Source organism: Bacillus sp. AR8-1 (genome assembly GCF_008042345.1).
In the GTDB taxonomy this organism is placed as follows: domain Bacteria; phylum Bacillota; class Bacilli; order Bacillales; family Bacillaceae_G; genus Bacillus_A; species Bacillus_A cereus.
This window is the reverse complement of sequence record NZ_QNUB01000011.1, coordinates 41,271-65,340: the sequence shown is the minus strand read 5'-3', so window position 1 is coordinate 65,340 and position 24,070 is coordinate 41,271. Positions and strand designations below refer to the sequence as shown.

Here is a 24,070-nt window from a genome sequence, read left to right as displayed (position 1 = left end):
GGGGAGTGGGAACTAATTTTTAACTAATTCATTTACTTTTTCAAGAGTGAAAATGCCGCTATTTCTAATGTTTTCAACAACTTGTTGCAACACTTCTTTATCTTGAACGAGTGCAATACGTACGAAGCCTTCTCCGTGAGGTCCAAATGCATGACCAGGTGTAACAACGACATTCGCACGATCCATTAATGCATAAGCGAAGTCTAGAGAAGTCCATCCTTGTGGAATTTCAGCCCAGACAAACATACTACCAGCTGGCTTATCGACATTCCAGCCAAATGTTCGGAATCCATCGACTAAAGTATCTCTCCGTTCTTGATAAATATCGCGGTTTTTCTCACAAAATACAGCGCCATTTCTTAGTGCTGCAGATGCCGCTTTTTGAATTGGTAAAAATACACCGTAATCGGTATTAGATTTAAATTGAGTAAGTGCACGAACAATTTCTTCGTTTCCAATCATATATCCAATACGGCTACCTGCTAAACTATAACTTTTTGACAAAGAATTGATTTCTACACCAACTTCTTTAGCACCATGTACAGAGAGGAAGCTAATTGGCTTATTACCATCGAAATAAAATTCAGCATAAGCAAAATCATGGACAACGATAATATTATGCTTTTTCGCGAATGCGATTACTTCTTTAAAGAAATCTTCATGAGCCATTGCTGGAACGGGATTCCCTGGGAAGTTTAAAATCATCATCTTCGCTTGATCGGCAATTTCTTCAGGGATGACTCCTAAGTCTGGTAAGAAATCATTCTCTTTCTTTAAAGGCATGTAGTAAGATGTTGCACCAGCCATTTGAATACCTGTTTCATAAGCTGTATATCCTGGATCAGGAACTAATATAATATCACCTGGATTTGCATAAACCATAGGTAAATGAACGAGCCCGTCTTGTGAACCCATTAATAATAAAACTTCTTTATCCGCATTTAATAAAACGTTATGAGTGTTGTTGTAATATTCAGTTACAGCTTCGTGAAATTCTTGAATACCTGATAATGTATACCCGTAGCTCTCTTTCTCACTCGCTGTATGTACCATTGTTTCTCTTACAAAATCAGCGGGCGGCATATCAGGATTTCCGATGCTCAAATCAATCATGTTATGACCTGCTGCAATTTTTTCTTTTTTATAGGCTCCTAATTCACTAAATATAGAAGATTGGAATGCTTTCATTCTAGTTGCTAACGTGTAAGTCATCAAAACCCCTCCTAAAACAGTGCTTTCATTCTGCGTTTTTAATTATTCTGAAAACACATGTTTATATTTTATCATTTTTTTATGAAAATTAAAACGATTGACAAATTTAGAGGAAGGATTAGCCTATTTTGAAAAGTATCGATGTAAATAGCGTAGACGTGTTAATTGAAATGTCTATTATAGGATTCATTTTATATAACTTAAGTTATTTTATAGTTTTTATTAAGTATTTGTGGAAGATTTCTAAAGTGAAATAACGCAGAAAATATTTTCTGCGTTTCCTCTGAAATGTAATCATTTCTTTTTATACGTGCATAATTTTTCAGCTGTCAAAAAGTATACATTTAATGTACCGTCGGCAACTTTTAAAGTTTGCTCTGATGTAAATGAATTACCATAATCAATGTGATATACATTAGAATTTTTGACAAATGAGCCTTTATATAAATCGTCTTTATTCTTTGTGGTTTGCATTTCTACTAAATTTTGCACAATTTCCTCTTTATTTTCTTTTTTGACAACTGTTTCAAATTTATAATATACAGGGCATTTACCATTTTTATTGTCAACGACTTCCCAAGAACCGTATATATCGTTATTGCTGCATCCACTAAGTAGGATGATTAGTATAGGAATTGTAAGTAGAACCTTTTTCATTTTGTGCTCCTTTCTTTTAAATTTGAATAAACGTGCGAATACGATAGGGATATTATAATAAATAAAGTTTAAATTTTTTTAAAGAATTATTTAATTTCATATAAAAATTTAGGAGAAATTAAATAAGCATGAATCTAGTGTAAAGTCAGATTCATGCTAGTACTATAGCCTATGTTATGTCTTTTTTGAGGATATATAAAGAGGAAAGCAGAAGCACTATTCCATTTATTATATATACGCTTGCGATCATAAAGGCTAACGTACCTGCGCCAAATCCTGCTTTATCGAATATAGAAGCAAATGTTGCGATAGTCAAAAAGATAATGGGAGTCAGTAGTAAAAATATGAAACCTGCCACGATTCTTTTTTTAAAACTATGTCCAGATAAGGAAATGGCTAAAAAGTTTAGGATGCTAAACAGAGCAATTGCAAAGAGCAGGACAATAAATACTTGGATGCCATCAGACATTTTACCACTCCTTTTATAAAGAGTACTCTTTATAATCTATTCGAAATAAAAGAGGGCTACTCCTTTAGATAATTTCAATAAACGTAATAAATAGGCGTATTATAAAACAAAGAAGTATGGATTCAATATTATATCCATACTTCTTTGTTTATTTTATAAATTCGCAGATTGCGAATGCTGTTTTTCATAATGTTTCTGCTTAGAAAGGGAAATAGAAATAATCAATAATGAAACGACTCCGAGGATGAGAACCATATATTGTAACCCAATTGTATCTAAGAAGAACCCTGTGCCAAGTAAGACGATTTGGAACATAACCCTCTCAAACATATTACGGAATGAGAAGAGGCGACCGTGATAACTTTTTTCAACTTTCGTTTGGAAAATTGTCGACATAATAGGGAAGAAGCAGCCAACGCTAAACCCAAACAAACCAAATGATGTAAGAGCCATCCATTTTATATCGCTAAAGAACAATGAAAGGTGTGCAAAAGCAGTACAAACTGCGAAGAAATATAGTAATTTTTCAGGTTTGAAATGATCAGATAGACGTTTAATTACGAAGGCACCTAACATAAATGCGACACCTTCAATTGTATATATGAACCCTTTAATCGTAGGATCATGTTGCATTTCGCTAATGTTAATAACCATTAAATTAAACCCAGCTATAAATAATAGAGGGATAATACTTAATATAAGTGCTGTAAAAGCAATAGGAATTCCTTTTAAAATACGAAATACTTCCATAAAGCTATTATCTTTTGCAGCTTGTTTACTTGGTGTTGTTGATTTCTTGTCTTCGAATTGTAGGAAGAAAGTCGAGAGGAATAATAAGGCGTATGCTGCCATTGAGAAGGCATACATGTACTGTAAACTCATCACAACTAAAAGAATTCCACCTAGTGAAGTACCTGCAATACGAGCGATTGTACCAACATTCATATGTACACCATTCATTTGTAATAACTCATGCTCACGTACGATGAGTGGAATTACAGATTGTAATGCAGGGAAATAAAATGCTGCTGAAATTTGAAGAGCAACCATAAATGCAATCATAAATGCGATACTTTCAAATTGAATAGCAAAAAACATGAAAATAACACTTAAAACTCGACCAAACCCAGCGTAAAGAAGAACTTTTTTCTTTTCATACTGATCGATGACACGGCCAGCCATAGGTCCAACTAGAACACCGGCTAATAGTCCGATAAATAATATAACTGATTTCATGAAATCAGAAGGGACATATTTTTGCATAAATTCAAGGTTGCCAAGAATACCAAGCCATAATCCTAGACCTGCAATAAACTCCCCAATTAAAACAATCCAAACGTTTTTATTACGCCACATAACATAAAACCTCTCCGTCTTTTAAAATGAAAAACTCGTATATAAAACCTCCTTATTTATGTAGTATTTTTATACGAACTTTTTTAGAGTCAGAGTCTATATTACGTGTTTCATAATTGGATTTCAATCTTTTTGATTTGTCAAAAATTTGATGCGTTAATTGATGAAATAAGTGAATTAAAACATAAAAAATTTATGATTAAAGCTAATAGAAAGTAAGGGTACATATAAAAAAGCAAGAACGTATAACTACGCCTCGCTTTTCTCAAGTACAAAATTAAATATTAGATTCACTTAGCAACATTTACGCTCTTGTCCAATAGCTAAAGCGCTAAAAGATAGTGGGCCAACAACTTCTGCGCTTGCACCACTAGTAAGGTTTTCTACAGTTAATGAATATTCGTGTGTTCCACTGCTAACGTTTTGATCTATAGCTTGAAATGTTTGTACGTAGAATTGTTCAGAATCTGTAGATTCAATACCTACTTGTGCATTAAAAATTTCAATATTATCACGGAAAATTCGGAATAAAACTTGTGAAGTCTCAGTTATACCTTCTACACCAATTGTAGCGATTAATTCTACTCGATTATTACGTGAATCTCTACTTGAAATTCGCAATTTCAAATTTGCTAAAATTGCTTTATTTGGAGAAGCTGGGATTGCAAAAGTTTTTTCACCAGTTTTACTTATAGGCTGAGTAGCTTGGTAATCAATGATATGAGTCATATTCTTCACCTCCTCATATACTAGAATATGAAAATAGTGAATAATTAGTTTGGACAAATACTAGATTATTTAATAGAGTCAACAATAATTATTGAAAAGAAGAAATTCACATAAAAGCATTAAGAATATATCACAATAAGATGATATTTTTCTTAATGCTTTTTGTAATTAAGCAGAATATTCTTCTTTACGTACTTCAAAAAATTCATTACGTCGTAAGTAATTATAAATTTTCTCTGAAACCTCTTCTTCTTCAGACACTAAGAAACGATGATCAAAAGCGTAGAAAGATTGACCTTTAATTAATTTTACGTAATACATATTAAACGCCTCCTGACACTAGATTATTACTTGCTTCATATTATGATGGCCTATATGTCTGCTAAAAATACTTGGAGTTTCAAAGGGGATAAGTAAAGGGATGAAAGAGCTTACAATTCTGTAAGGTTTATGTCACCTTTTTCGATAGTTTGTATTTATCAGTTTCTTCTATAATGCAAATAGGTTACATAAAATAAGGGGGTAAAAAGATGGATGAAATAATTGGAGAAGTTGTAGCTGGTATTTGTGAATTTGTAGTGGAAGTAACAGCGGATGCTATAGGAAATTTAGTTTCTGGAAATGATGAGGAAAAAGAAACATTATAATAATTTGTAAAAGAATAAAGTTGATCAAATTATAAAGGCTGATTTCTAAAGGGAAATCAGCTTTTTTATTTTTTACATTATATTAATTTAATTTGAATATTCATTTGTTATCATATTTAAGAAGCCTATATAAGGAGGTGAATAAACAAATATGTCGAATTCAGGGCCTGATTTATCTGTTTCTCGTTTGATTGTGGTAAATATAGAGGAAAAAGAATATCATTTTATTGTTCGTGAACATCCGATTGTAGGGAAATTTATATCGCTATTTGAAAATGGGAAAGAATACGGTTTAATAGATAAACAAATCGCTAATAAAGATAAATTTATTACAGCGGAGCTTACTAAGTTAGATTATTTTAATATAGATGTTTTATATCTTACACCTGGGTGGATATGGATTGGTATGGATCAATTTGGTTTACATGCTCGTGAGGCTACTTATAACGAAGTAGATGTTATTATGAAGTTGAAAGAGGATTTATATTATATAGATATATACGAAGAAATAAAAATGTAGTAAATATTTATTCAGGTTAGGGGGGAAGTTCCCATAGTCTTTTTTTTGTTTAATAATAAAGTGAAAAATTATATTATTTTAATGAAAGGTAAATATGATAAGAAGTGAGATGAAAAGAGGATTTGAAAATACATTAAGAGAATTGTAGTAATTATATGAGTCGTATATGTAAATAATAATAGAAAGAAGATGATAATATGAGTAAAGAAGAGCTTGTGAAAAAACAGTTTGGCAGCAATGCAGATAAATATGTAAATAGTAAAATACATGCTAAAGGACTGGATTTACAATATGTAGTTCAACAAGTTGAGTCTCGTCATAATAATCGTCTTCTTGATGTTGCTACTGGTGGCGGGCATGTGGCAAATATGTTAGCACCTATGTTTGAAGAAGTAGTTGCACTTGATTTAACAGAACAGATGTTAGAAAAAGCAAAAGTTTTTATAAAGCAGAATGGTCATGAAAATGTATCTTTTGTAGCAGGAAATGCAGAGAATTTACCATTTGCAGACCATTTTTTTGATACAATTACATGCCGGATTGCAGCCCATCATTTTACGAATCCGGCTCAATTTATTTATGAAGTAAATCGTACGTTGGAGGATAATGGATTATTCATCTTAATAGATAATGTTTCGCCAGAAAATAATGAATATGATACATTTTATAATTTTATAGAAAAGAAGCGGGACCCAAGTCATGAACGAGCTCTAAAAAAGACAGAATGGCTTACTTTATTAGAAAAAAACGGTTTGCAAATGCAGTCATGTCTTACTTTTGATAAGAAGTTTGATTTTGACTGGTGGTGTAATATGATGGATGTCCCTGTACAAAAGCGTGAAAAATTAACAGAATGTATGATGAAAGCACCAAACGAAATGAAGGAATATTTTAATATTCAACTTAAAAATAATAAAGTAGATTCGTTCTATACTGAAATGGCTATGTTTATATGTAAAAAAAGTACAACATTAAAAAGATAAATGTGTTGCAGTCTTTCTGAAGTACGATATACTTAGTACAGAGAAACTGTGAATTGAGGAATAGTTATTATGATTCGTGTACGCATTGAAGGTACTGAGGAAGAAATGCTTGAATTTATGGGGAAAATGCCAGACATTCCTGGATTTGAAAAGACACATATGAGAGAGCCAAGAAAAGGAAATAACCCGAAATACGATTCAAGTAAAAATGTACTAGCATATTTGTCTTATAAAAAGATTGAAGTCGCCAATAAATAGGCGGCTTTTTTAGTTTGCACTGTTTCACCGCCTTGTCTTTTTCACATAATAATAATAGTAGATTATGCTGAAGAGGGGTGAGAATAGTTAATAAGAAAATCATCTTTTTTGGAGACTTTGGTATTGATGACGCCGTAGCGTTAATTTATGCAAATAAAACATGTAAATTAGATATTCTAGGTATTGTTGCAGAGTACGGGAATGTATCACGAGATATCGTTACGGAAAATGTTTATTTTTTAGAAAGGTACTATGCTACACAAGTGAAAATTATTGAAGGTGCGAGTAGGCCGATGACAGCTGAAGAACCTTTGTTTTTCCCTGAAATCCATGGGGATCATGGTTTAGGTCCTATTATTCCACCTGAAATGAGAATTTGTAAACGAGAAAATTTTTGTGAATTAATCAAATTAATCGAACCTTGTCCAGAAGATATTATAATTGTGGCGACAGGAAGACTAACGACGCTTGCTACGTTATTTTTATTGTATCCAAATATAATGGATCGTATTTGTTCGTATTATATAATGGGCGGCGCTTTCCTATTTCCAGGTAATGTTACACCAGTATCTGAAGCGAATTTTTATGGTGATCCAATTGCAGCAAATATTGTTATGAAATATGCGAAAAACGCTACTATATACCCGTTAAATGTAACACAGGGTGCGCTTATTACGCCTGAAATGGCCAATATAATAGATAAACAAGGAACTGGACAGGCGAAACTCATTAAACCAATGATTGATTTTTATTATGAGAATTTTTATAAAAAAGAATATCCAGGTATTGGTGGAAGTCCCATACACGATTTACTACCGTTTGTCTCGTTTATAAACGATAGTATTTTCGAATATAAAAAATCGGCAGTGTGGATTAGTACGACAAATGATGTGACTAGGGGCCAAAGTGTAGCAGACTTTAGAAAAATAGCTGAACCAACAAGGTTTGATGATCGGCCGATTCAAAGAATTGCTGTTGGTTTTAACTATCCTGCTTTTAAAGAAGAGTTTATGCGAACAATATTGAAGCCAGATTGTCCTTAATGTGTGTAATAACAAGTCGGATAAATCGTTAGTTCGAAAAATAGTTTATCGGTGTGTATTATTCTCAAAAATCTTATAGTTGAGCAGTATGAATAACTTATGAAAAATGTCACATAACTAATGGTAAGCAATTGTTTCTAATTATATTTTGATTGGTTAAATATAAAGGAGGTTATTATATGATTTGGTCTTTAATCGTTGGTGGTTTATTAGGATGGTTTGCAAGCTTAATTACTGGAAGGGATGTACCAGGTGGTGTAATTGGTAATATTATTGCTGGTATTATCGGTTCTTGGGTTGGTTCGAAATTACTTGGTAGTTTTGGTCCAGTCATTGGCGGATATGCAATTATTCCAGCTTTAATCGGTGCGATCATTTTAATTTTCATCGTAAGCTTCTTATTACGAGCAATGCGAAAATGAATGTAAGGACTGTTTACATTTGTAAGCAGTCCTTTTTATATGTTATGCTAGTATTATACAATCAGGAGGTGTCAGCATTGAAAACATTCACAGTAAATTTCCATCAAGAAGATAATGCTAAAGCGACAACAGTACATAAATTAAGTGAAGAGGACTTCAATAAAGCAACTGAAAAAGGTACTCGTCATTTATTTGATTTAGATACAAACGTTGGCTTCTTCGTATTCTTTGATGCAGAAGATGCAGAAGGAAATGATCAATACTTAATGTTACAATATGAAGGAGATCATGAAGAACCAACTGCGTGTTATGGATTTGATTTAAAACTATACTATCAATTTTTAGCACTATACTTAAATGATCTGGAATACCAAGGTGAAACAGATGAGGAAGAGGAAGAATATGGTCCAATTCATCATTTAGCTCACTTACTTTATCATATTGCTGAAGACGGTAAGTCAATCGAAGTGTAATATACATATTTAAAGCTGTCCTTTTGGGCAGCTTTTTTATATGACATTGAAATGGTGTACTTTGAGCTAAATAAAGTGAAGCTTTAATCAGTGGGTGGTTCATCCCCACTGATTATTAGCCCTACCAATCGGGCTTTTACGGGCAGCCCTTACCCCCATCTAACTTCTTTGCTTCGAAGTGGGGATCTTACTGCCCGGCAAATAGCGGGATAAATTAATAATAGAAATTTATTTATTAAGTAGGATTATTTATTACTTTCATGTTAGTATCGTAAAACACCTGTTATAATGATTGTAATTAAATTCATGGAGGCTAATTCTATGCTTGTAGATGTAAAAGCTTTTATTAAAGCTGCAGGTTTAACATGTATTTCATCATTAAGTGGAGATAATACATTTGCTTATAATTTTGAAACTGTAAAAAGCACTATCGCTACATTTTTTAAGAAACTAAGATTTACCGTTTAATTTCATTTCAACCAGTAGGAAAAGAGTAATCACTTCCTACTGGTTTTTTTCTGTTTCAAGGAGCTGTTGTGACGGCATATTTTCAGCTATAGATAGAGGATATTATCATTGAGAAGAGAAGGTTTAAATAAGGAGATGAATACAGTGATTAACAATATAATTCCAAGTTTTTTGAAATTATGGGAAAGTGACGATTTAGAATTAGAACTCCTTAATCGCTACTTTACTTCGCATTCAGAGATATTTGAAGAATACTTTAAGTATCATTGTCCTAAAACGAAAGAACGTCTTTCTAATGCCATTAAACAATATCCCGCAAAAATAGAAGATATTCGTATTATTGCAGAATCATTACCAATCATTATTCAAGAGGTAACAAATGAATATCGTAATAAATATAACTTTGATGTAAATATGAAATTCCATGTATTCGTTGGAGGATTTGGTTCAAATGCATTTGTAGAAAGGGAAATCATTGGAGACATATTTTTTGCGGCAGAAAAATTATCTCCAGATTTGAATCATCTTCGTGTTATTGCTGCTCACGAAATAGGTCATATATATCATAATGTTATGCTACAAAATACTGGAATGGATTGGACTAGGGCTGAATGGACCGATGCGTCGGTAAGTTTGTATCGTGAAGGTGTTGCAACTTATTTATCAAAAAAAATCGTTAAAGATTTAAATGAGTCTGTTTACTACTCATATAATAGTGACGGTGATCCATGGCTACAATATTATAAAGAAAATGAAGAGAAAATAAAGAAACGTTTTTTACAAGATTATGTTGAAGGATGGACAGATGAAAAAGAGAAAGAATGGTTCCGTTTATCAGGAGGTAGTTACTTCGGATATAACAGACTTGGTTACTTTTTAGGAACAGCTTTTGTAACATATTTTGTACAAGCCTTTGGAGAGAATGAAGCACTGACTTTTTGGAACAAACATAATTTGAAAAGTAGTGTAATGGGTTGGTTATCGAAATGAATAAGATGCAATAGGGGGGTAAAATGATGAAAGGGTATTTGAAAATAGTTATGTTGTTTTTGGCTATAGCATGTATGTTTGCGCTAGCAGCATGTAATGGGACAGACGAAAAAAAGGAAACAAATCCAACCTTGGAAAATAATAAAAATGAACAAAGCAATTCTTCAGAAGAACAGAAAAATCCTGAAGCAAAACCAAGTAATGAAAAAACAACAAAACCATCACCTGAGCCAGATTCGAAAAATAGAACACTTAATCAAAAATCAATTAACCACGTTAAAGATTTGTTTGAACTAGCAAAAGAAGGAAAGGTACCTAATGTGCCATTTGGAGCCCATACAGGGGATATTGAAGAAATTGAAAAAGCGTGGGGGCAAGCAAATAAAACCGAATATGCAGGGAATGGTATGTACGCAACTTTTACAAATAAAAATGTTGTTTTCGGATTTAATAAAGGGTCACAAGTTTTTGATGTACGCTCATATCATGCAGAACTAAAATTGATTACATTACAAGAAATTGAAAAAGCATTGGGAAAACCATCTTCAGTTAAAGAGAATGGTGAAGATAAAATATATGTATACAAAGTAAATAACCAGTATGAGCTGAAATTTGTCATTCCAAAATCGACTGGTAAGGTAGATCATATTTCTGTATTTTCACCAGAGGATAGTATTAATAAAATGGCAGGATAAGAAATTAAGTGATTTCAAAAACACCTCACTTTATTGAAGTGAGGTGTTTTTAGTTGTAAATAAGGAACGTCTCCTGCCATATAAAACATACTTTCATATGCGAAATACTTCACTTTTGTTTTTTAATATTCATCCAATAAGAAATATTGATCTACTGAAAAAGTAGTAACCTATAAATTATGTGTAGGCTGGTTCATAATTTTTTTACGTTCTAAATTTTGAACAAACAGTGCTTGAACAATACCTCCAATTAATAAGAAACTAGCACAAATATAAAACAGCATACTTCCATTTAATTTACTTAATAAAACTGCACCAATAACAGGTCCACACGTTCGAGATATATCCCAGTGTATACCGTAAATTGAAAAATATAAACCACGTTTATCATGAGGTGCAATTTCTGAAACGAATCGCAATAAATGGTTTAGAGCAATACTTTCTCCAATGACTAAAAAGAGTAAGGTGAAGAATAACGACAATATCGTCGTTGAATAACTAAAGCCAACTGCAGCTATCGTATAGCAGGCGTAAGAAATAAGGATGATTTTCGCCATAGAAAATCGTTCAGACCATTTTACGAGGAAGATTTGTAGAATGATTTCCAAAATGGCTTTGCATGTTGAAATAAATGCGAGTATGAATACGAGATTAGGAAATACATGTTCTGCAAAAATACGATAATTCGTCTCAGTTTGTGCATAAAAAAAGCTAATAGGAAGTGTAGAAAACATAAGACCGAATATGGCGTAATGTTTAAAAACAAATTGCTTTGGTGAACTTGCCTCAATTGTTTGTTTCGTCTTACTTATAGTCGGAACGGTTTCTGGGAGCTGGGTCCAAACAACAACGGCATATATCGTAAGGGTTACACTTTGCACGATAAATAAATATTCTGGGTGAGTATTATAAAAACTTGCACCGATTAAAGGGCCGATTACGGATCCAACTGCTCCCATCGTTTGTAGGAGAGCAAAAATTTCTGCTTGCTGCTCTTTTTTTGTTAAATCAGCAATTTGTGCACGTTGAGCCGGAATATATAAGGAACGGCCAATGCCATTAATGACATATAACAGTGCAAATATAAAAACGGATTGAGCGAAAACGAAACTACCGATTGCAACACTTTGTAGCAATAAGCCGAGTAACATAATCTTTTTCCGGCCATATTTATCAGTAATTCCTCCAGCAATAAGTGTAAATAAAATGTCTGAAAGTGGCTGTAATCCGAAAATCAGCATAGTTATTATTACATTGCCGTTTAACATTTTATTAACGTAAATAATCATAATGATAGCTAGCATAGATTCAGTCGTTCGGGTTAATAATTCACCACACAGTCTAATAAAAATAGGTTTATTGTAACGAAGTAAGAGATAATTCAATATTAATTCCTCCTTTCTATATTGAAATGATAAGATGAAAGAAGAATTGGAAAAAGGGTAGAAACAATAGGGAGTATTTTTCACCTTTTAGGGGGATTATGATGTTTATTTTAGATCAATATATTGAACTATGGATTGCTTATGGAAAAGGGAAAAAAGAGGGAGAACGATTGGAAGTAACAGTGCAAAATATATCTGAAACATTATTTTGTACAGAGCGTAATAGTAAATTAATTATAAAAAAATTAGATGAGTTAAATTGGATCAAGTGGTTTCCAGGTCGCGGCAGGGGAAATCGTTCCAAGTTAATATTTCAAAAGCACCCGATGTCTTTAATTTTAGATAGAGGAAAAGAAATAACGAAAAAAGGGGATGTGAAAAGCGGAAGCATATTTGTGGAACGCTATAGCTCACATTTTCCGTCAGTAAAGGGAGAATATCACTGCTGGGTAGATTCAATATTTGGTCATAAGATTGAAATGACATCTGAAGGGAGAAGAGATGTACTCCGGTTGCAAGTACAAATGAATTTAGATATCACATTAGATCCTGTATACGCTACAATGCGTTCAGAATGTCATATGGTAAAACATATATTCGACACACTCGTGTATGTAGACGGTAATACAAACATTATAGAGCCAAGACTTGCATTTCACTGGGAATATAATGACGCTGAAAAAATATGGACGTTTTATTTACGAAAAGGAGTTCACTTTCATAATGGAAAACAACTTACTGCACATGATGTTATATACTCATTGAATCGATTTATGAATCTGGAAAATAATGCACACGCATGGATGTTACAACACGTTGAAAGTATCCGTTCAGTGGATGACTACGTTGTCGAAATTCAATTACAAACGGAAAATAAAATGTTTTTACATATGATAAGTGCAGAACAGTGTTCTATCGTGAGTGAAGATGAAGCAGGAGAGCTAATTGGAACAGGGTCTTTTCAATTATATAAAAGCAATGAAAATCTGTTCATTTTAGAAGGTCATCCTTTATATTTTCGTGAAAGACCTTTTTTAGATCGTGTTGAGTTGTGGAATGTAGAACAAGGTGTAAGTACATACGATATTTTAGTAAAGGCGCAGTATAAAGATAAAGAAAAACATAATAAAGAATTGTCTCGGCTTGAGTCGAACGTGACATATATAACATGTAATCTTACGAAAGAAGGACCAATGCAAGATGAGTTATTTCGGAAAGCGTTATATAAAATCATTCATGGTTATACAATCGTTCAAGAACTCGGCGGAGAACGTGGAGAAGTGGCAAAGAAACTAATATTAGCAGGTGAAAGCATTGTAGAGATTGAGGAAGATGTAGAAAGTTTAATTAAAAGGAGTACTTATCATAATGAAGTGCTACAGCTCTACACATTTACAGGACGAGATCATGTTGAAGATGCACAATGGATACAAAAAGAGTGTGCGAAGTACGGGATTCGTGTAGAAAATAATTTTCTTGATATAGAAGAGCTATTGGAAGTAAGTACGATACAAAAGGCTGATATGATGCATGATAGTGCCACAATAAGCGAACGAATAGAAGATAGTCTATTATATATGTTTCTTACAAAAAATAGTTTTATTCATGGACAAAGCAACATGGACTTTTATGAAAAGTTGTCTATTTATTTTAAACAAGAAGAATTAGAGAAAAGAGTTACATTGTTACGCGATATTGAGGATACTTTGTTACGTCAAATTCATATTATTCCTTTGTATCGTAATAAACAAGAGGTAAGTACACATGAAAAAGTCCAAAATATAATGATTAATTCACAAGGTTGGATTGATTTTTATAATATTTGGTTTAAATCTTGATATATAAGGGCTTTTGCGCATTTTCATAAGATGTGTAAGAGCCTTTTTTGTATGTAGGAATAGGTTTGTTTTACACATTGTTACGCTACTTGTGATAAAAGTCTATTTACAGCGTAACAGTGTTATGTTACATTTTTATCAGGAAGGAGTGTTATACAGTTGAGTACAGATTTGATTTCAAAAAAAGATTTATTAGAACTAACTGGCATTTCATATGGACAGTTATATAGGTGGAAAAGAAAAAATTTAATACCGGAAGATTGGTTTGTACGAAAGTCAACATTCACGGGTCAAGAGACATTTTTTCCGAAAGAAAAGATATTAGAGCGTATTGATAAAATCCAAACGATGAAAGAGGATTTATCACTTGATGAACTAGCGAATATGTTTTCACCGAGTGTGAGAGAAATTCTTTTAACAAAGGAAGACATTTTACGTAAGGGGATTGCATCAGAACCAGTTTTACAATTTTTCATAGAACAAACGAATAAAACAGCAGAGTTTCAATTTGTAGATATTCTTTATGTGTACATGTTAGAAGAATTATTACAATCGGGAGATATTAGTTTAGAAGAAGGAAAAATGGTCTTGCAAGTTTTACGTGAAAATTATGAAGCAATTAAACATAAAAATTGTGATTTAATCATTGTACGAAAGTTAGGGATTTCTACATGTTTATTAGTTTCAAACGTGGAAGATTTAATTTTTGAAAAAGGCACTAAAATCGTTTTACGCGAAGCGATTATGAAATATACCGAAGCATTAAAAACGAAATTGTTGTAGTGGAGGAGAAAGTATGCGTACAGATAATTTGATTATAAATGGTTACGGTTCATCGAATGGTGGCGAGTTTCATAAAGTGCAACTAAACGGAAAAGGTACTGTGAATGGAAATGTTGAATGTGACCAATTTGAATGTAACGGTTACGGTGCCGTTACTGGAAATTTGAAAAGTAGCAATGCAAGAATTAGTGGATCAGGTAAAATCGACGGTACAGTTCATGCTGAAACGATGCGAATTGATGGAAAAGCAACAATTACGCAAGATGTGAAGGCAAACAGTTTGAAAATTGCAGGAAAAGGTACGGTAGGTGGAAATGTCACTGGTGAAGAATTTAAAGTCAATAGTCAAGCGACAATTGATGGTAATTGTGAAGTGGATACGTTTTCTTCAGAAGGACAATTTACAATTGGTGGATTACTAAGCGCTGATGAAATAAATATTAATATTCACGGTACATGTCGAGCGAAAGAAATTGGTGGTCAAACGATTAAAGTAAAACATAGACTAAGTACTTTTAGTAGGCTGTTTAAATCAGTATTTGGTATGCAATTAGAGGCTGAACTATTAGAAGGTGACAATATCGATATTGATTATGCTCACATAAGAACGGTAAGAGGAAATAATGTTACGGTAGGACCGAACTGTGAGATTGAACTGATCGAATATACGGGTGTTCTTACTGTTGATAAAAGCGCAAATGTAAAAGAAATGAAGCAGATTTAATGGAAGGGAGAAAATGATATGGAACATCAACATAGTCTTACTGTTAATGGTTCTGGTAGTTCAGCAGGCGGAGATTATAATAAAGTGAAGATTCGCGGTGAAGGAACGATTTCTAATGACATGAGCTGTAATGAATTTAAAACGTACGGCACGAGTGAAGTGTGCGGTAATATGAAAGTGAAAAGTTATGTCGTGTATGGAGATAGTGAAGTACAAGGAAATGTAGATGCGGAATATGTAAAAGTATACGGAAATACACAAATGCATAGTGATGCTCATATTGAAAAAATAAAAGTAAGAGGTATGATAGAAGTTAAGGGGAAATTAACTGGTGATTTCGTAGATGTGAAAGGCGCTTTAAATGTAAAAGGAGATATTGAAGTTGAAGAACTGTCACTAACTGGTGGCCTTGAAAGTGATGGATTACTTAATGCTGAAAATATTGAAATTTCACTTCGTTATGAAGGTAGCAAAGTAAGAGAAATTGGCGGTAAGAAGATTACCGTTCGTAAAAAAGCGAGATTTATTCCATTTACAAATCATGCTGGAAGCCTCCAAACGTCTATCATTGAAGGAGATGAGATTTATTTAGAGCATACGATTGCTGAAGTAGTAAGGGGAAATAATGTTACAATTGGTCCCGGATGTGAAATTAGTGTTGTAGAATATCATACTAGTTTTAATCAAAAAGGTAATGCAGTCGTAAAGGAACATAAACAAATATAAGTAGTACGAGGGAGAGCAAGGTTATGGTTGAAAAGAATAATAAGCTCGGCTTTGTTGTAGCGGGCTTATTGCTAGGTATTTTAATGGCATCAATGGATAATACCATTGTCGTAACAGCGATGGGAACAATCGTTGGTGATTTAGGAGGCCTTGAAAACTTTGTATGGGTCGTTTCTGCCTATATGGTCGCAGAAATGGCAGGTATGCCGATATTCGGAAAACTATCAGATATGTATGGTAGAAAGAGGTTCTTTATTTTCGGTTTAATCGTCTTTATGATTGGTTCGGCGCTTTGTGGTACTGCTGAAAATATTACACAGTTAGGGATTTATCGTGCCATTCAAGGTATTGGCGGCGGGGCATTAGTGCCGATCGCGTTTACTATCGTTTTTGATATTTTCCCTCCTGAAAAGCGCGGGAAAATGGGTGGTTTATTCGGAGCAGTATTTGGTTTATCGAGTATTTTTGGTCCGTTGCTTGGTGCGTATATTACAGATTACATAAGCTGGCACTGGGTATTTTATATTAACTTACCGCTTGGCGTTTTAGCACTTATTTTTATTACATTCTTTTATAAAGAGTCACGAGTTCATAGAAAGCAAAAAATTGATTGGTTTGGCGCAATTACTTTAGTTGGTGCAGTAGTTTCTTTAATGTTTGCGCTTGAACTTGGCGGACAAAAGTATGATTGGGATTCTAACTTTATTTTAAGTTTATTTGGTGGATTCGTTATTTTAATTATTGCATTCATTTTTATTGAACGTAAAGTAGAAGAACCGATCATTTCATTTGAGATGTTTAAACAACGTTTGTTCGGAATGAGTACAATTATTGCTTTATGTTACGGAGCTGCATTTATGTCAGCAACTGTATACATTCCATTATTCATTCAAGGTGTATACGGTGGCACTGCAACAAACTCAGGATTATTACTTTTACCAATGATGTTAGGCTCAGTCGTAACAGCGCAGTTAGGTGGTTTTTTAACGACAAAGCTTAGCTACCGAAACATTATGATCATTTCTGCGGTTATTATGCTAATTGGACTATTTTTATTAAGCACATTAACGCCAGAAACAAGTCGTGCATTATTAACAGTGTATATGATCATTATCGGATTCGGAGTCGGTTTCTCATTCTCTGTACTAAGTATGGCAGCTATTCACAACTTCGGTATGGAACAGCGCGGATCTGCGACTTCGACGAGTAATTTCATTCGTTCATTAGGTATGACACTTGGTATTACAATCTTCGGAATGATTTAAAGAACAGGTTTCCAAGATCAATTAGAAGAAGCATTTAAAGGTATGAGCGGGGGAATGAATACAAACACATTAGGGGATTCAAGAGCCATTTTATCAGAATCGGCAAGATCTCAAATCCCTCCGCAAATATTAGATAAGATTATTGATGCTCTTTCTAGTTCAATTGTTCAAACGTTCATGTGGGCATTGGTACCAGCTGGATTAGCATTCATATTCATTTTCTTTATGGGAAATGAGCGCATGGTAATTAAGAAACAACAAAAGAATAAAAAGAGCGAAACATCAAAAGCGTAATGAAAAAGCTCCTTTCCAATTGGAAAGGAGCTTTTTCATATGTATGGTGTTAGATTAGCCTTCGATAATTTCGTATTCTTCGTCTGCAAGTAATAAAATTTGTGTTTTCTTACCTTTGTTTTGAACTTCGATTACATCGTATGCACCTAAGTCTCTTACTTTGCTTTGAGAAGCGTTAACCATAACTTCCATAGAATCAATTAAGATATCTTCTTCAATGTATGATTCAGGCAATGCCATATCTTCAGTTTCTAATACACATGCGTATAGATTTTGTAAGTTTTCAGCAGTTGGGTTTTGTTCCTCAACATCAATGATGTTTTTTACTGCTTCCATATTTTCTTCTTTTACTTGGTATACTTTAATTTTAGCCATTGTTTTAATCTCCTTTATAACGTAATCGTAGAGGCTACACTTCATTATAACGTTTTTTTCATGAAAGATGAAATTGTTATATGTATTTATAGTAAAAATTATGTGTTATTACTCATTATTGGTGTAATTCCCTTACTAATATTATGAATAGGTAACGATATTCCTACGTTAAAGTTATATTGTCCAAGCTTTTTTGTTTTCCTTTCATATATATGTATTAGCTATTCTATATAAAGAAGGGATGGAGTGTAAGTGGATTGTGAGCCGAAACGTGATTGTGGATGTTGCCAAAATAGTATATGTGAATTTTTACAAAGTCTAGAACCGTATACTAAAGTTGAAAGTATTGTAATAGCAGGAAACGAAATCGTTGTATCCTATTTTCTTTCGTTTAATGTGATGAAAGGGATTGTATCATTTGTACAAGAAGACAGTGAGGTTATATTTGTAGATTGCTCAAAAATTGATGCAATCCGAATAGGAAAAGTTTGTAGTTGCAAATCGAAAGTTAAATATATTGAAGAGGACTTTAGCTTGCTAGGAAATGTGTGCCCGCAATGTTTAACAGAGGAGAGCACAATCTTTTTCGATTTTCATAATCCAGAATTAAATTTATCTTTACAAGCGAAAACAATTGATGCACCTATATGTACTGAATTTACAGATGAACTTGGGAATATAGTAAAGCAAGTTGCAATCGTAGGTGAAGCAATTGTTTCTAAGGATTTTGTTCAAGTACCTGAACTGTTAGATTTTCGATTAGTTTTATCGGATACTGCTGCGAACCCTTTGAAGTTTGGAATACTATTCATTAATTTTCCTGATATTACATTCATTATTCTTTTCGCATCTAGTGGATACTTAAACATTTCAAATTGTTTAAAAGTAGAGAGTGGAACTGGTAATATCGAAATAGAAGAGCTGAAAAAAATGATAAAGGATGACGATAACACGTACAAATCGGTTGTTAAATTGACTAAGGTATATAAGAACGGTGAGACGGAATCTTTTATTTCTAAGAAGGGGTTATAACGCATTTTTTGATAAATCCTCATACATTATGTTGAGGGTTTATACATACACGATGTATATTCTAAAGTTTAAAAAGTGAGATACTCTTTTTTTATTAGATGTTATAATAATTTTATATTTGTGAATAATTTATAATTATATAAAATTTTAGTTTAATAGGTGTTTGCTTATATGGTAAGTGGTTTATTGAAAAATTATATATATTGAATCTTAAATATTTAGAATACGATTGATTTTAAAGAAGGCGGGAATGTAAATGATATATGAAGCGAATATACGTACAAGAAAAAAACTAGTTTCTATGTTTGATGATTTCAATAACGTTGTTTTACTTTCTTATTTACAAGGACATATGGGTACTGCTTGGGTAAATGATCTTGAAAATCCAACAGTAGCACAAGTTACGGTAGGAATTTTCACATTTTACGCTGGAGACCCAAATGTGCAAGAAACAGAAGAGTTATTACGTAATATTCCAGAAAGAATTTTAGTTATCGTAAATAGTGAAGAGTGGAAACAACGCCTAGAAACATTCCATGAAAGAAAAATAGATAAGTTTTTACGTTATAAATTCAAACGAAATCCAGAAGTTTTTAATCGTTCAAAATTACAATCTTTTATATCAACACTTCCAAAAGGATACGAGTTAAAAAGAATAGATGAGCATATCGCAAATAGCCCTACATTACATAAGATCTCCGAAGATTTTACAAGTCAATTTCAGTCGGTAGAAGATTATATAAACCGTGGTATAGGTTATAGCATTTTATATAACGGAGAAGTTGTATGCGGTGCATCCTCGTATAGTATTTATAATGATGGAATTGAAATTGAAGTTGCGACTGATCACAATCATAGAAGAAAAGGTTTGGCAACTGTAGTTAGTGCAGCTCTTATATTGGATTGCTTAGAAAATGGAAAGTATCCAAACTGGGACGCAGCGAATACTACATCTGCTAACCTAGCAGAAAAGTTAGGATATGTTTTTGATAAAGCGTATGATACTTATTTTGTGGATAATAGATGAGTGAAGGAATTACATACTAAAAAATAAATGCGCCCTAGTACGTAAGTCTAGGGCGCATTTATTAGTTGGTAAATATCTTCATAACAATCTTATCACATTTTATCTTTTGAATGTTTGGAATTAAAGATATTTATGTGACTTTTTGAAAAAATAAAAGAGCAGCTAGCAAAAGCTTACTGCTCCTCTCCAAGGGAGAATGGAGAAATACAATCATGTTACCTATAGTATTGACGGAACATTAAGTTTTAATCAGCCATTTATAAAAGGAGAGATAAAATATCTTTAATTAATCCTTAGGTTCCGATTAGGAGTACTAATAGAAAAACGATTGAGAATATACTTTGTTATCCCGCATTAACGGGCAGTAAAACCCCCACTGATTAAAGTTTCGCTTTATTACATTTACAATTTAAATAGTAGAACGTGTTTTTCGTAGTTCTCCAAACACCAATTATATTTTTTTATAATAATTGGATGGACTGCTTCTTTCGTAGTATCGACTTCAGTATAGCCATATTTCTTATAAAAGTTTTCTAATTCCTCAAAAGGAAGACAATATACATCTTGTATTTGTGATTTTCTCGCAGTTTCCACTAAAAATGAAACAAGCTCACCAGCTAATTGTAGCCCTCTAAATTGAGGCAGAATAAAAATTCCACCCATTTCTAAAGTATCTGCATCTATTTGGACTAATCGTCCAACACCTGCATACTCATTGTTATATGTAATAATTGCAACTTTATCTCTCTTTAAATCACTTCTTACAAATCCTATTGAGTCATATTGATTATTAACCCATTCTAAATCGTTAGATGTGGCCAATTGAATACTCATATACATCCTCCTTGGAAATACTAGCACTCTCTTCATTATATAGAACATAACATACTATATCAAAAGAACCTTGAGATAGCACATTTGTTTAAGTTATTAGTTAAAAGTTTGGGATTGCTGGCATTGAAATGTAGGCTTCACCAAACATAGGATAATAATCTTGTGAATTTAGTGTTACATAGTCAAAATAAAAAATAGTTCATGTGTTCGATAACGCACGATTGTTTAAGTGTAGAGAAAATCATAGGGGTATTTTAATTAGTAGCTACTGTATTCATTGAAGCTATTAAGGAAATGTGGTAATCGCCAGTCTTATTGATACAAATCATATTAGGATTTAGTAAAAAACTCTTCCTGAAAAAGAGGGAGATTAAAGATAAGAGCACTTCGAAAAGTGCCCTTCAGTAACGACTACTCATTCTAAAAAGAAAGGATGCAATATATCATATGAAGTTTAGTGTATTTAATTATGGGCCTTTTATATAAAAGTTTTATTTTGTTCCGAATAAAAAGGCGGTTGTTTCCGCAACCACCTTTCAGTAAAACAAAGCACTTTTTATGAAATAAATTATGGATGATCCCTAAAAAAGGTTATAGGATATACCCACATTTTTATAACTAAAGTGACGAACTCAGGTTATAAGGAAGGAACAATTATATTGTATGAAATCTATTCTAGAGTAGTCACAAAGAAAGTTGTCTTCTTATTAGAAGGCAGCTTTTTTTATTAGAAAAAGAAGTAGAAGATTAAGTTACTTGTCCAAACAAATTTTAAAAAAATACATAAAATGCTATTAGTTAGTCAATATTTTAATATTGCTAATTTTTAAGACTAAAAGGGGTGATTTTATGTGTGAATGTGAAGTTTGTAGACGAAAGAAAAATCGGGATCCATTAAACCGGGAGTTTGAGCCGAAAAAACGAGTTCCTGAGCCAAAAAAACGAGTTCCTGAGCCAAAAAAAGAGGATTGTGAGCCAAAAAAAGAAGATTGCGAATCATTAAATTATTATTCATTTAGTAAAAATGCAAATTTTTTAGAAAAAGCTATACAAACAGATGAAATCGATCAAATTTCTGAGGAATATATTGAAATAGTAGATTCAGCAGATGTACAAGTTACTACTACAGATACAAAAGCTGCGCTATCTATCCAAGCTGCATTACAAGCAGCTATTGTGGTTGTGGTAAGTATTTCTATAGCAGATAGTGAAAAGGCAGATAAAATAACACAAGAATTGTTTCAAAAATCATCTATTAAACAAATTAATAGACAAAAAACATTTATTAAAAATTCCAGAAACGTAACCGTAACAACTACTGATACAGATATTGCAGTGAATATTCAAATTCTCCTTCAAATTTTATTAGCGTTACTAGTTAAATTAAATATTTTATAAAGTGTCTATCCCATTTATATTTAGCTATAAGGGTTCACTCTAAGTAAATATTTTTTTGTTGTAATATGTGGTACAAGCTTGGACTTCTCATTATGACTGAATTAATATTCAAGATTAATGGGAAATTAAGTGTGGAAAACTACACAATAACAAAGGTGAACTTATAATTTAACATTGAATAAAACTTATAAATGTGAAGTAAAGGAAGGCTGTCTTCGTATTAGAAGACAGCTTTTTGATTTTATTAGTAAAAAGAAGTGAAAATAGAAGATTAAGTTACTTGTCCAAGCAATTTTTATTTAAATGCATATAATGCTGGTAGTTATTTGAAATTTTTATAGGAAACTGATAGGAGTGAACATTGTAAATGGATGATTTAAATAAATTTTCTTCCTTTAAGTTTGATAAGGATCAAAAGAATATAATTATAGACCTTTTACTCTCAGATATTTTTAATAGGCATGGAATCAATGAAGAAAAACTAAAAAATTTATCACCAGAAAAAAAGCAGCAAATTAAAAGTATTGTTTCTGAAATACAATCACAAGTTAATAATTATTTAGATTGAAAGGGGGTGAACGTATGGACAAAACATGTCATTCAGATGAAAATAAAAAGTGGAGTGCATTAGATTCCTCAAATCCTCATCCGTCTTTTAAAAATGCTAGCGTTTCAGAAGCAGCTGCGCAAGAAAGTAAAACGTACCAAATTTCTGAAGAATCTATTACAATTGTAGATTCAGCAGATGTAGAAGTTACTACTACAGATACAAAAGCTGCTTTATCTATTCAAGCAGCATTACAAGCAGCTATTGTGGTTATAATAAGTGTTTCTATAGCAGACAGTGAAAAAGCTGACCGTGTAGCACAAGAATTGTTTCAAAAATCATCTATTAAACAAATTAATAAACAAGAAACTGTTATTAGAAATTCTAGAAATGTTACAGTTACGACTACGGATACAGACATAGCAGTAAATGTTCAAATTCTTCTCCAAATTTTATTAGCTTTACTAGTAAAATTAAATATTTTATAAAATGTTTAACTTGTTTTTTATCTAGTGATTCTTACAGGTGAATATTCACTGTTTTAATTATAGTACAGGCTATAAATATTAATCATAACTGGACTAATATTTAACATCGCCAAAATAATAATGAGAACAATGTGATGGAAAATAAATTTTGGTTATTTTATGAAAATTTAAAAGCCATTTCCTTTATTGGATTTGGCTTTTAAATTTTAAACAGTATGAATTTGAAAAGATTATATTAAGATAAAGAATCAAAATATAATGATACAAAATACTTATAAAATTATTCGTGTTATAGAAAAATAATAAGAAAAAGGTGTTTAAAATAGAATCATTTTCATTAATAGTTCAAGTTTTGAAGAATAGTGCATACAATATAAAGTGTTTTCCTTTCTTCATTTAAGTTTTACGTATATAATTTAAAAGTACTATTTT

27 protein-coding genes and 1 pseudogene are annotated in these 24,070 nt (G+C 32.3%); 19 read left to right on the top strand and 9 right to left on the bottom strand.

Annotated features, from left to right (window positions below; all coding sequences use genetic code 11):
• Positions 1–12: 12 nt before the first annotated feature.
• From DN400_RS07775 to DN400_RS07750, 6 genes are all read right to left on the bottom strand, one after another.
• On the bottom strand, positions 13–1,212 hold the full coding sequence (locus DN400_RS07775; protein WP_000222704.1) for an LL-diaminopimelate aminotransferase: 1,200 nt from the start codon (positions 1,210–1,212) through the stop codon (positions 13–15).
• A gap of 294 nt (positions 1,213–1,506) precedes the next feature.
• The gene (locus DN400_RS07770; protein WP_147801623.1) at positions 1,507–1,869 is read right to left on the bottom strand and encodes a hypothetical protein; all 363 of its coding nucleotides are present in this window, start codon (positions 1,867–1,869) and stop codon (positions 1,507–1,509) included.
• A 169-nt stretch (positions 1,870–2,038) separates the two neighbouring features.
• The gene (locus DN400_RS07765) at positions 2,039–2,338 is read right to left on the bottom strand and encodes a hypothetical protein (protein WP_001279472.1); all 300 of its coding nucleotides are present in this window, start codon (positions 2,336–2,338) and stop codon (positions 2,039–2,041) included.
• A 153-nt stretch (positions 2,339–2,491) separates the two neighbouring features.
• Complete coding sequence (locus DN400_RS07760) at positions 2,492–3,694, bottom strand: MFS transporter (protein ID WP_098619988.1); 1,203 nt, start codon at positions 3,692–3,694, stop codon at positions 2,492–2,494.
• A 294-nt stretch (positions 3,695–3,988) separates the two neighbouring features.
• Positions 3,989–4,423: an exosporium protein ExsC gene (gene exsC, locus DN400_RS07755; protein ID WP_147801622.1), complete on the bottom strand. Its 435-nt coding sequence runs from the start codon at positions 4,421–4,423 to the stop codon at positions 3,989–3,991.
• Between the two features lie 168 nt (positions 4,424–4,591).
• Complete coding sequence (locus DN400_RS07750; protein ID WP_000291905.1) at positions 4,592–4,744, bottom strand: YqbF domain-containing protein; 153 nt, start codon at positions 4,742–4,744, stop codon at positions 4,592–4,594.
• A gap of 477 nt (positions 4,745–5,221) precedes the next feature.
• On the opposite strand from DN400_RS07750, the gene DN400_RS07745 reads away from it, so the two are divergent.
• The 9 genes from DN400_RS07745 (at position 5,222) to DN400_RS07705 (ending at position 10,922) form a co-directional block, all read left to right on the top strand.
• The gene (locus DN400_RS07745; RefSeq protein WP_000071476.1) at positions 5,222–5,590 is read left to right on the top strand and encodes a hypothetical protein; all 369 of its coding nucleotides are present in this window, start codon (positions 5,222–5,224) and stop codon (positions 5,588–5,590) included.
• Positions 5,591–5,787: 197 nt separating this feature from the next.
• On the top strand, positions 5,788–6,573 hold the full coding sequence (locus tag DN400_RS07740; RefSeq protein ID WP_000031302.1) for a class I SAM-dependent methyltransferase: 786 nt from the start codon (positions 5,788–5,790) through the stop codon (positions 6,571–6,573).
• A gap of 69 nt (positions 6,574–6,642) precedes the next feature.
• Entirely contained in the window at positions 6,643–6,831 is a 189-nt protein-coding gene (locus DN400_RS07735) for a DUF3970 family protein (protein WP_000621885.1), read from the top strand.
• Between the two features lie 77 nt (positions 6,832–6,908).
• Positions 6,909–7,874: a nucleoside hydrolase gene (locus DN400_RS07730; RefSeq protein WP_001223685.1), complete on the top strand. Its 966-nt coding sequence runs from the start codon at positions 6,909–6,911 to the stop codon at positions 7,872–7,874.
• A gap of 179 nt (positions 7,875–8,053) precedes the next feature.
• Positions 8,054–8,296 carry a GlsB/YeaQ/YmgE family stress response membrane protein gene (locus tag DN400_RS07725; protein WP_025118015.1) on the top strand — a complete coding sequence of 81 codons (243 nt, stop codon included), beginning with the start codon at positions 8,054–8,056 and terminating at the stop codon, positions 8,294–8,296.
• 77 nt (positions 8,297–8,373) lie between these two features.
• Complete coding sequence (locus DN400_RS07720; RefSeq protein ID WP_147801621.1) at positions 8,374–8,769, top strand: cytosolic protein; 396 nt, start codon at positions 8,374–8,376, stop codon at positions 8,767–8,769.
• Between the two features lie 321 nt (positions 8,770–9,090).
• Positions 9,091–9,237: a hypothetical protein gene (locus DN400_RS07715; protein WP_000959551.1), complete on the top strand. Its 147-nt coding sequence runs from the start codon at positions 9,091–9,093 to the stop codon at positions 9,235–9,237.
• A 135-nt stretch (positions 9,238–9,372) separates the two neighbouring features.
• Positions 9,373–10,227 (top strand): aminopeptidase, encoded by an 855-nt coding sequence (locus DN400_RS07710; RefSeq protein ID WP_033657520.1) that lies wholly within the window; start codon positions 9,373–9,375, stop codon positions 10,225–10,227.
• Between the two features lie 23 nt (positions 10,228–10,250).
• Positions 10,251–10,922, top strand: coding sequence for a YjgB family protein (locus DN400_RS07705; RefSeq protein ID WP_002094054.1), 672 nt, complete (start codon positions 10,251–10,253; stop codon positions 10,920–10,922).
• Positions 10,923–11,092: 170 nt separating this feature from the next.
• Here DN400_RS07705 and DN400_RS07700 read toward each other — a convergent pair whose 3' ends face one another.
• On the bottom strand, positions 11,093–12,307 hold the full coding sequence (locus tag DN400_RS07700) for an MDR family MFS transporter (RefSeq protein WP_001108450.1): 1,215 nt from the start codon (positions 12,305–12,307) through the stop codon (positions 11,093–11,095).
• Between the two features lie 101 nt (positions 12,308–12,408).
• Here DN400_RS07700 and DN400_RS07695 point away from each other — a divergent pair, with 101 nt between their 5' ends.
• The 5 genes and pseudogenes from DN400_RS07695 (at position 12,409) to DN400_RS07675 (ending at position 17,937) form a co-directional block, all read left to right on the top strand.
• Positions 12,409–14,145, top strand: coding sequence for an ABC transporter substrate-binding protein (locus DN400_RS07695; protein ID WP_000470196.1), 1,737 nt, complete (start codon positions 12,409–12,411; stop codon positions 14,143–14,145).
• Between the two features lie 159 nt (positions 14,146–14,304).
• Entirely contained in the window at positions 14,305–14,928 is a 624-nt protein-coding gene (locus DN400_RS07690) for a YhbD family protein (protein ID WP_000102245.1), read from the top strand.
• A 13-nt stretch (positions 14,929–14,941) separates the two neighbouring features.
• On the top strand, positions 14,942–15,652 hold the full coding sequence (locus DN400_RS07685) for a bactofilin family protein (RefSeq protein WP_147801620.1): 711 nt from the start codon (positions 14,942–14,944) through the stop codon (positions 15,650–15,652).
• A gap of 18 nt (positions 15,653–15,670) precedes the next feature.
• Complete coding sequence (locus DN400_RS07680; protein ID WP_000401031.1) at positions 15,671–16,378, top strand: polymer-forming cytoskeletal protein; 708 nt, start codon at positions 15,671–15,673, stop codon at positions 16,376–16,378.
• Between the two features lie 23 nt (positions 16,379–16,401).
• A pseudogene (locus tag DN400_RS07675) lies at positions 16,402–17,937 on the top strand (MDR family MFS transporter).
• A gap of 54 nt (positions 17,938–17,991) precedes the next feature.
• Here the strand turns inward: DN400_RS07675 and DN400_RS07670 are convergent.
• Positions 17,992–18,312 (bottom strand): hypothetical protein, encoded by a 321-nt coding sequence (locus tag DN400_RS07670; protein ID WP_001062742.1) that lies wholly within the window; start codon positions 18,310–18,312, stop codon positions 17,992–17,994.
• Positions 18,313–18,564: 252 nt separating this feature from the next.
• On the opposite strand from DN400_RS07670, the gene DN400_RS07665 reads away from it, so the two are divergent.
• Both DN400_RS07665 and DN400_RS07660 read left to right on the top strand, forming a co-directional pair.
• Positions 18,565–19,344 (top strand): BC_2878 family exosporium-associated protein, encoded by a 780-nt coding sequence (locus DN400_RS07665; RefSeq protein WP_000340382.1) that lies wholly within the window; start codon positions 18,565–18,567, stop codon positions 19,342–19,344.
• Positions 19,345–19,600: 256 nt separating this feature from the next.
• Entirely contained in the window at positions 19,601–20,371 is a 771-nt protein-coding gene (locus tag DN400_RS07660) for a GNAT family N-acetyltransferase (protein ID WP_000638744.1), read from the top strand.
• A 402-nt stretch (positions 20,372–20,773) separates the two neighbouring features.
• On the opposite strand, the gene DN400_RS07655 is transcribed toward DN400_RS07660, so the two are convergent.
• Positions 20,774–21,205, bottom strand: a complete 432-nt coding sequence (locus DN400_RS07655; RefSeq protein ID WP_000027160.1) for a GNAT family N-acetyltransferase — start codon at positions 21,203–21,205, stop codon at positions 20,774–20,776.
• An 849-nt stretch (positions 21,206–22,054) separates the two neighbouring features.
• On the opposite strand from DN400_RS07655, the gene DN400_RS07650 reads away from it, so the two are divergent.
• From DN400_RS07650 to DN400_RS07640, 3 genes are all read left to right on the top strand, one after another.
• Complete coding sequence (locus DN400_RS07650; protein ID WP_147801619.1) at positions 22,055–22,603, top strand: spore coat protein; 549 nt, start codon at positions 22,055–22,057, stop codon at positions 22,601–22,603.
• Positions 22,604–22,970: 367 nt separating this feature from the next.
• The gene (locus DN400_RS07645; RefSeq protein WP_000342253.1) at positions 22,971–23,171 is read left to right on the top strand and encodes a spore coat protein W; all 201 of its coding nucleotides are present in this window, start codon (positions 22,971–22,973) and stop codon (positions 23,169–23,171) included.
• A 14-nt stretch (positions 23,172–23,185) separates the two neighbouring features.
• The gene (locus DN400_RS07640; protein ID WP_000361677.1) at positions 23,186–23,638 is read left to right on the top strand and encodes a spore coat protein; all 453 of its coding nucleotides are present in this window, start codon (positions 23,186–23,188) and stop codon (positions 23,636–23,638) included.
• The last annotated feature ends 432 nt before the right edge of the window (positions 23,639–24,070 follow it).